This is a genomic window from Natronococcus sp. JC468 (assembly GCF_012163165.1).
Taxonomy (GTDB): domain Archaea; phylum Halobacteriota; class Halobacteria; order Halobacteriales; family Natrialbaceae; genus Natronococcus; species Natronococcus jeotgali.
Genome location: NZ_JAAVUO010000075.1, coordinates 1 through 7,400 on the forward strand (window position 1 = coordinate 1; position 7,400 = coordinate 7,400).

General features: G+C 52.7%; 8 protein-coding genes. 5 read left to right on the forward strand and 3 right to left on the reverse strand.

The window, feature by feature from the left end; all coding sequences use genetic code 11:
- Nucleotides 1-1,398: 1,398 nt before the first annotated feature.
- The 3 genes from GWG54_RS20105 (at nucleotide 1,399) to GWG54_RS20115 (ending at nucleotide 4,114) form a co-directional block, all read left to right on the forward strand.
- Entirely contained in the window at nucleotides 1,399-2,397 is a 999-nt protein-coding gene (locus tag GWG54_RS20105) for an IS110 family transposase (RefSeq protein WP_167939419.1), read from the forward strand.
- A gap of 144 nt (nucleotides 2,398-2,541) precedes the next feature.
- Nucleotides 2,542-3,534: a transposase gene (locus GWG54_RS20110; protein ID WP_167939420.1), complete on the forward strand. Its 993-nt coding sequence runs from the start codon at nucleotides 2,542-2,544 to the stop codon at nucleotides 3,532-3,534.
- A gap of 295 nt (nucleotides 3,535-3,829) precedes the next feature.
- On the forward strand, nucleotides 3,830-4,114 hold the full coding sequence (locus GWG54_RS20115; protein WP_167939421.1) for a hypothetical protein: 285 nt from the start codon (nucleotides 3,830-3,832) through the stop codon (nucleotides 4,112-4,114).
- 246 nt (nucleotides 4,115-4,360) lie between these two features.
- Here the strand turns inward: GWG54_RS20115 and GWG54_RS20120 are convergent, their stop codons facing one another.
- Genes GWG54_RS20120 through GWG54_RS20130 form a run of 3 tightly spaced genes read right to left on the reverse strand, consistent with a single transcriptional unit; the run spans nucleotide 4,361 to nucleotide 5,391 of the window.
- Nucleotides 4,361-4,735: a ribbon-helix-helix protein, CopG family gene (locus GWG54_RS20120; protein WP_209438549.1), complete on the reverse strand. Its 375-nt coding sequence runs from the start codon at nucleotides 4,733-4,735 to the stop codon at nucleotides 4,361-4,363.
- 55 nt (nucleotides 4,736-4,790) lie between these two features.
- Nucleotides 4,791-5,045 carry a type II toxin-antitoxin system RelE/ParE family toxin gene (locus GWG54_RS21430; RefSeq protein WP_167939422.1) on the reverse strand — a complete coding sequence of 85 codons (255 nt, stop codon included), beginning with the start codon at nucleotides 5,043-5,045 and terminating at the stop codon, nucleotides 4,791-4,793.
- A 7-nt stretch (nucleotides 5,046-5,052) separates the two neighbouring features.
- Nucleotides 5,053-5,391, reverse strand: coding sequence for a MarR family transcriptional regulator (locus tag GWG54_RS20130; RefSeq protein ID WP_167939423.1), 339 nt, complete (start codon nucleotides 5,389-5,391; stop codon nucleotides 5,053-5,055).
- 456 nt (nucleotides 5,392-5,847) lie between these two features.
- Between GWG54_RS20130 and GWG54_RS20135 the strand changes: the two genes are divergently transcribed.
- Complete coding sequence (locus tag GWG54_RS20135; RefSeq protein WP_167939424.1) at nucleotides 5,848-6,129, forward strand: hypothetical protein; 282 nt, start codon at nucleotides 5,848-5,850, stop codon at nucleotides 6,127-6,129.
- Nucleotides 6,130-6,595: 466 nt separating this feature from the next.
- Nucleotides 6,596-7,294, forward strand: coding sequence for a haloacid dehalogenase type II (locus tag GWG54_RS20140; RefSeq protein ID WP_167939425.1), 699 nt, complete (start codon nucleotides 6,596-6,598; stop codon nucleotides 7,292-7,294).
- Nucleotides 7,295-7,400: the final 106 nt, after the last annotated feature.

A 7,400-nucleotide genomic window follows, 5' to 3' on the forward strand; every position in this document is an offset into this window, starting at 1 on the left:
CACTATCGACGACGAAACAGCTATTAGACGATCCGTGGTTTGGTCAGTCGCAGGATTCTCATAGGTGTTGAAACCCGTTCCACCAACTACTGGTATTCTGAGGGCAAGTCCGCTGATTCACAGTGATCGAGGCAGAGTTCAGCTAATTCTGGGAGACCACGAACTAAGACCATCTCTGACCGTCTATCATATTCAATGAGTCCTGTATCTTTGAGTTCTGGAAGATGCGTGTGGTGTAGATCTGTTTTGACCCTATCGACTACTTCCTCTGGAACTTCACTAGGCTCTGAGTCGTATTGCCACGCAATGAGTTGATTAGATATTTCACTTTTAGAGGCTGCCTCTTCATCTTGAAGATATGAGATGATTCGTCGCCGCTGGATATTACTGAGAGTACTTAGAATCTCGTCAAACCGGTTACTGGCGCTGAAAGTGATATTTCCGTGGTTAATGTTGGATCCACTAGAATTGTCTGACATGAGTAGGATCATTGACACCGGTACACTTAAATCCCAAGTCTTAATTTTAAGGCATTATATTATGTGTGGGAAGTAGTGTAGAAAACATCACACAGAGAGAGCAGCCCCGCTCAGATTTTGGCCGGTCGGGGATATGCGGAGATCCGGTAGGTGTGAAAGCAAAGGCCGATCTTAATAATAGGATACCTTAGATAGGCTATATTACTATATAGGTGGTTGTTCCCACAACTAACTCTGTAATAAATATCAAAAGTATGTGCTCATATATAGAAGTAACAGCAAAACTTATGTTACTCGCCTATCATTAGAGAATACATGGGTGACATTTGTGACCTGGTCAACAGGATATACATCGAACAATGGCTACAGAACGACAGCAGCGGCCGCTCGCTCCTACGGGCGAGCAGTGTCAGTACGTATAGCGGCCCATAGCCGCTCAGACGAACTGCAACGTAACACTTGCAATCGCTCATAAAGTATTTTCAAATTTATCGATCTAAAATTCATCCAAACCGTGTACAATCGTCAAAACGGAATGGGGACATTATTAACTAATTTGAATTTGGAATAGCTGCGTACTATGGACAAAGATCGACAGACGGCGATTCACGATAGCGGCCGGTACCGGATTGATCGCGGCGATCGCGGGCTGTTCGGACGGTGGCCCGGGCAATGAGACTGAAAGCGGTGCCGTGTTGACTCGATGGAAATTCTGCTATCCCATGAGAGCGTGAAACAAGTATGGGACGCAAGAGACCGAGCGCTATTCCGTGCTCTGAAGCACGTGGTGTTGACTGGTCCGAGTGCGTAGGAAGCCGAGTTCTGGGCATTACAGCCCGACTGCCGCTCCCGGCGGCAGTCGGGAAAGCCCGTATAGGTGAATCTCTGTTTCACGCACCGGCGTCCCGAGGTGAACCCAATGTTCATCGGAATTGACGTACATAAACGGTACTCACAAATCGCGGTACTGGACCAAAACGGAGAGATCGTTGAAGAGGTTCGCGTCGAAAACGCGAACCTCGACGACTTCGCTCAGCAGTACGCTGGGTCCAAAGCCGCGCTTGAAGCGACCAGCAATTACTACCACATCCATGATACTCTTTCAGAGTATCTGGATGTGACCGTCGCCAATCCAGTCGAATTAAAGTTGATCTCCGACTCGGACAAGAAAACTGACCGCGTCGACGCGAAACAACTCGCTCGGATGGTTCGGTTAGGCTCAATTCCTGAAAGCTACGTTCCAACCGACGAGGTTCGGCAAGCCCGCGCACTTGTGCGCGGGCGTCAAAAGCTCGTTGAGAACCGGACCGAGTACGCGAACAAGATCCATGGCTTGTTGAGTGATCACGGGATCACTCAGGAGGTGAAACCACTGAGTGTGAAGGGACGAGAGTTCCTAGCGGAACTCTCGCTCCCGGCACCGTGGGATGCGTTGCTGGAGTCGTATCTGGAGCTCATTCAGACACTCACTGAACAGATTGAGTCGTTGGAAGCAGAGATCGAGGAGCGGGCTGGGTCTCTGAAGGAGACCCAGCTCCTGATGACGATTCCTGGTGTGAGTTACTTTACGGCATTGACGATTTACGCAGAGTTGGGAGAGATCGACCGGTTTGACCGGGCCAAAGAGGTCGTAAGCTATGTCGGATTGAACCCGATAATCCGCGAGTCTGGCGACTCGCGGTTTGAGGGGAGCATCTCGAAGCGAGGATCAGGACGAGTCCGGTGGCTGCTCGTTCAAGCATCGTACTCAGCGGTACATACGTGCGAAGACGAGTATCTCAGCCGGTTTTACAACCGGTTAGATCGAAAGAAGAACTCGAAAACAGCGATTGTAGCAACTGCTCGGAAGCTGCTGGTTTCAATGTATCACATGCTGGACCGTGAGGAGGTGTACGATCCACCAGGGGTGAGTGCCTGAGCGCCGCCAGGGCGGCGCTCATTGGCCGGTTGGTGGCAGCGTGAGCGACTGCTCTCGCAAACAAGAAGTCTCCCGCCTGATGGCTGTTTCGAGGGTGTCATAGAACGAGTGGCACACCAAAGAGCAGGGTGAACGCTGAGGTGAATGAGTCCAGCGACCCTGCAAGATGCTCCTTCGGTAGACTCGTTCTTCAATGTCGTGGAGACCGAGACGCTAGCACTGTTCGAGCACCTCTCTTTCGAGTTTCTCGAAGAGTTCGACGTGTTCGCCCCGGCGGAGACGGGGCGAACACGAGACCACGAGTCACCAGAGTTGATGCGTGGCTTTCTCCACTGCTACTACAAGGACATCTACGGCATTCGTCCCGTTGCACGAGAGCTTCGGAACACGATTGTCTGGCTGAGCTGTGGGTTCGATCGACCGCCGTCGAGAGACGCGGTCGATCGCTTTCTCACCGCCCTCGAACACATCGTTGACGAGGTATTCGACCACCTCGTCGAGCAGGCCGCCTGCCGCGGCCTGCTCGACCTGACCTACTGTATCGATTCAACTGACGTGAGGGCGATGCCCACCGATCAAGATGCGTCAAAGTGCTACGATCCAACCGACGACGAGTACTACTATGGCTACGGCTGTACGATCGTCTCGACCGGGCAAAAGATCCCGATTGCGGCGGAGTTCACAGAGAGTAAGCAAGCGCCAGAGGAGACGGCGATGCGCGTCACGCGTGACGCGCTCGCCGTCGCCAAGCCGACCTGGATGGTCGGTGACAGCGCCTACGACACCCTCGACTGGCACGACTACCTGCTGGACACAGGGGTCGTGCCAGTCGCTCCGTACAACGCGCGAAACACCGCTAAGCCAAAAGACATCGAGTACAGGGTCGAAGACCGCATCGAACAACATAGTGAGGACGTTCAGCTGAAGCAGTCCACGTTGGATAAGACGTACAACCGCCGTACTGGAGTCGAACGAACCAACGAATCAGTGAAGGAGTGCGGCCTCGGGCGAATGCACGCCCGAGGCCGCGTCCACGCACGGGCGCAGGTGTTTCTTGCCCTGTGCCTTCGCCTTGTTATCGCTATCACCAACTACGAACGCGGAGACAATCCGGGAAGTACGATCATCACGGTGTGAGAAGAGTTCTATGACACCCTCGGCTGTTTCAGTAACTATCGGTTCGCCGCTTGCTGATTCTACGCTCGCAGATGCAGCAAGCCCTCGTCGCCCCGAAGAATTATCTTGGCAAACGTGGTTTGGTCAGCCAGCAGAATTTCCATAGGTGAATAGCGCCCTCTGAGCCGAAGTGAAGTAGCGGTGATTTTGAGACCACCACTGTCAGCAGCTTACACGTCGAATCAAATTGCGACCTTCCATAGAAACACCGCTATTCAACAGAGCAGAAAGCGGAGCGAATGAATCCGAAAACGGAATGGATGACTCTGGAAACGGTGGAATCGGTGAGGACAACGAGTCTGAAAATGGAATGGACGACTCTGGAAACGGTGGAATTGGCGAGGACAACGAGTCCGAAAACGGAATGGACAACGAGTCCGAGGAGGGTGGCCTCGGCGAAGAAAATGAGACCGAGAATGGAATGGACAATGAATCCGAGGACGGCGGACTAGGCGGAAACAACGAGTCTGAGAACGGGATGGACGACTCCGAAACCGGAATGAGTAACGAATCCGAAGACAGTGGGCTCAGCGGCTTGTAGTCTGAACAGTGAACCTGTGATCCTCGTATTGTGAGCTACTCTGCCCTACCGCGTACGGGCCTACCTAGCCCGTGGACGGGAAAAAAGCCGGGCCGCGTCCACGCATGGGGTGGCAGGGCACAATGTCGGTGTGGTAAAGCCCCGCCCTCAAAGAGTGACCAACCGTCGCAAAACGGAAGGAGGCGAGTAGGGCGGGGTAGTTTACTGACAGTCCTTTCTCGCTACGAAAATAATCGACACGGTCTCTCAGTCCGTTATCCTTCGGCGTTGGGTATCCCTGTGAGCCACCACTTCGCGCGCGTAACAATCACCAGCTTGGGCCTTGCGCTCGGATAGACTTTTCTCACGTTCCACGTACTCTACCAGCTCCATATTCTCTCGGCGTTGTTCAAGAATCAGCCGCTTTTCGTTACGTAATCGCTCAACTTCGGTCTTGAGTTCACTCAGATTCTCCTCGTAATCGGAAAGCTTCATCTCGTAATCGCTCCGAATCTCTTCGTGTTCGTGGCGATTCCCAACAATTTCTCGAAAGGACTCAGCACGGCTTAGACCCTGCTCTTCGGCTTCGTTGTCGATTTTCTCGAGTATGTCTGAAGAGAGTCGGAGCGTAATCGGCTCCATGCGCTACCGATTCGGTGCAGTTACGATAAGAATCAGCCAGACGTGCGTCAGACACTCAGTCGTAGATAGTGCTTCGGTGGTCAATCTCGCGAACGAATAACACTTCGGGGTCCCTACTTCGTTGCCAGTCAATGATTGCGCGATAATCACCAGCGCGGAGCTTGTAGTACTCTGACCCACGGGGTCGATCGAGAAAGTGGTCGGGAAAGTCCTGTGCCTGCTCGATACGTTTCATAACCTGTTCTTGTACGTCAGGCTCGGCGTCACGCAACCAGTCGGCTGCACGTTCCGAGTACTCAGTCTCGGCCACGAGGTCGTCACTCGATATCGAGTTCGGCCTTCAGTTTCTCGTGAGAGATCGTACTGTCTGGATCTGCAGCGTTGGCCCGCTCCTCGGCTTTGTCGGAAAGACGCGGTCCAAGCATAGCCCACCAGCCGGCAGCACGGGCACCAGTCTTTTTCTTGTCGACGAGACCTTTCTTGCGCATCTGTTCGAGGCGATAACTCACAGCTTGACGTGAGACAGGAAGTTGCTCGGCGAGTTCCGTAGTCGTGAGGAATGGGTCATCGCTGTAATCAAACGCCTTGAGGATATCCTGCTCAGTCACTTTCTCTCCGTATTTCCCGCCACCTTCCCGGGGTTGGTTATCGCTCATATTTCAGCCTATGGCTGCTGATCACTTAACCGTTTGCTTTAAGCAAAACCGTCAGGATTAACTCCGTAACCGTTGTAGCAAACGGTAATGCAGACCGGTCGCTTACGGGCGATGCTCCCGGGAAGGAAGCCGCCTCGGTGTTAGAGACACCGCGGCGGTCGGCTGTTTAGTGAAACAGCATATCCACCTATGAAACGCGACCTCAAGATAGTTGTGAAGTCACGCACACTGATGAAATCTGGAGCGGACCACATACTAAGCTCATCAATTGCTTCATCCTCTGTCGTTTCCATAGATTTATATAAACCAGGGGAACTTTCTCTACCGAACGGGATCCGCGAAAAGAAATATTGTCGCTCGAGGTTTACCGGAGGTTTTCGTACTGCTCCCGTCGGTCAAGGATACGGTCGACAGTCGACTTAGCGGGCTCAAGCTCATCGGCGATTCCCGGTAGGAGTGGCCGGCGTCCCGGAGCTCGAGAGCCCGAACGGCAACGTCGAACTGCTCTCCAGGAACGAGGCGCTCGCCGGCGTCGTCGAACGTGAGGCCGTAAGGAGGCCTTCTCTGATAGTAGCCTTTCTCGGGGCGCCGCTCGGTCTCTCGTTTCGCTCGCCCGATTTCTTTGCGCTTCCCGACGTCGTCACTCGCGGCCATAGCAGCCTCGATAGCGAGGTTATAGTCGGACGTATCCACAAGGCAACGTTCGACCGAATGGAGGTCGACACTGCGCTTATCTAATGATCATGTTCACATTCGTCCTCACAACGGATGTGACTAAGACCGTACTGGTGAATCCTTGCCGACCGGGCCAGTTAACGGAACCCCGCTATTGGTGAATAGTGAGACGATTGTAACAGTAGCCAGTAGACTATTTTTGTTATCTTAAAATCATAGAACTTGCATCGATATAGCCAACTACACTTCGTTTAAAAAGAAATTGAGCTGTTCAGTTCACATACGAGCCGTTCTTTTACTCAGAAGACGTCTATTCGAGACTAGCCATAATGGCCTCAAAGCAACAGCCAGAGAAGGGTCGTATTGTATGCAGAGAGTGTCCCTTCTTGGTGGTGGTTACAGCTAAAGAACGGCTGGTACGCCTCAGTGAGCTATGTACTGAAATCTGCCATTGAAAACTTCTTCCCCCACCTCTTGCCAATATTGTCTTGATCTGATCCATTTATAACGAGGGAATCCTATCACCAATATGCAGATAGATCCATCCCGGATTGAATCGGTAGTCGTCGATTCGTACAGTACCCTTGTAGATGTTGAGTCGTCTCGAAAGGCGCTTAAAGCCCATACCCCTGAGGCCACAGCACTTGCTCGGGTATGGCAACTTCGCACGCGTGAATATGCGATGGTTGGAAACGAAATCAACGTTTATCGGCCAGCAGTAGATCGACACCGGCTCGCACTCAAACATGCCCTCGATGTCTTCGATGTAGACCTGACCGACGATGAAATCGAGGAAGTTCTCTCGGTGTATCATGAATTGGACGTATTCGATGATGTTCGAGGAGGGCTCGAGACCATCCGCGACGCCGGGTACGACATCCATATTCTCTCCAATGGTGATCCAGCGCTGCTCGATTCTTTGATCGACCACACCAACCTTGCGGACATCATCACCAGCGTAATTAGCGCCGATGACATCCATCTGTATAAGCCGGCACGGGAGTTATACGAATACACAGCCGAACGCATTGGCGTCCCCCTCGGAAACCTCGTTCACGTAACCGCAAGTTGGAGTGACGTGAATGGGGCGCTGAGTGCCGGGATGCAAGGCGTCTGGCTCAATCGAAAAGGCCGAGCGTGGGAACCATACGGGAGAGAACCTGATCTGATCATCGAGAGCTTTCATGAACTGGCAGAGTCGCTGACGACAGAGAACACGGAGAGGTGATCCCTAGATAAATATCTAACGTGTTTGGCACTGTCTAGTTCTGCACCTCCTCGATCGGCGTCTTTCCGTCGAGAGCTTGGTGCGGTCTCTGGCGGTTGTAGTAGTG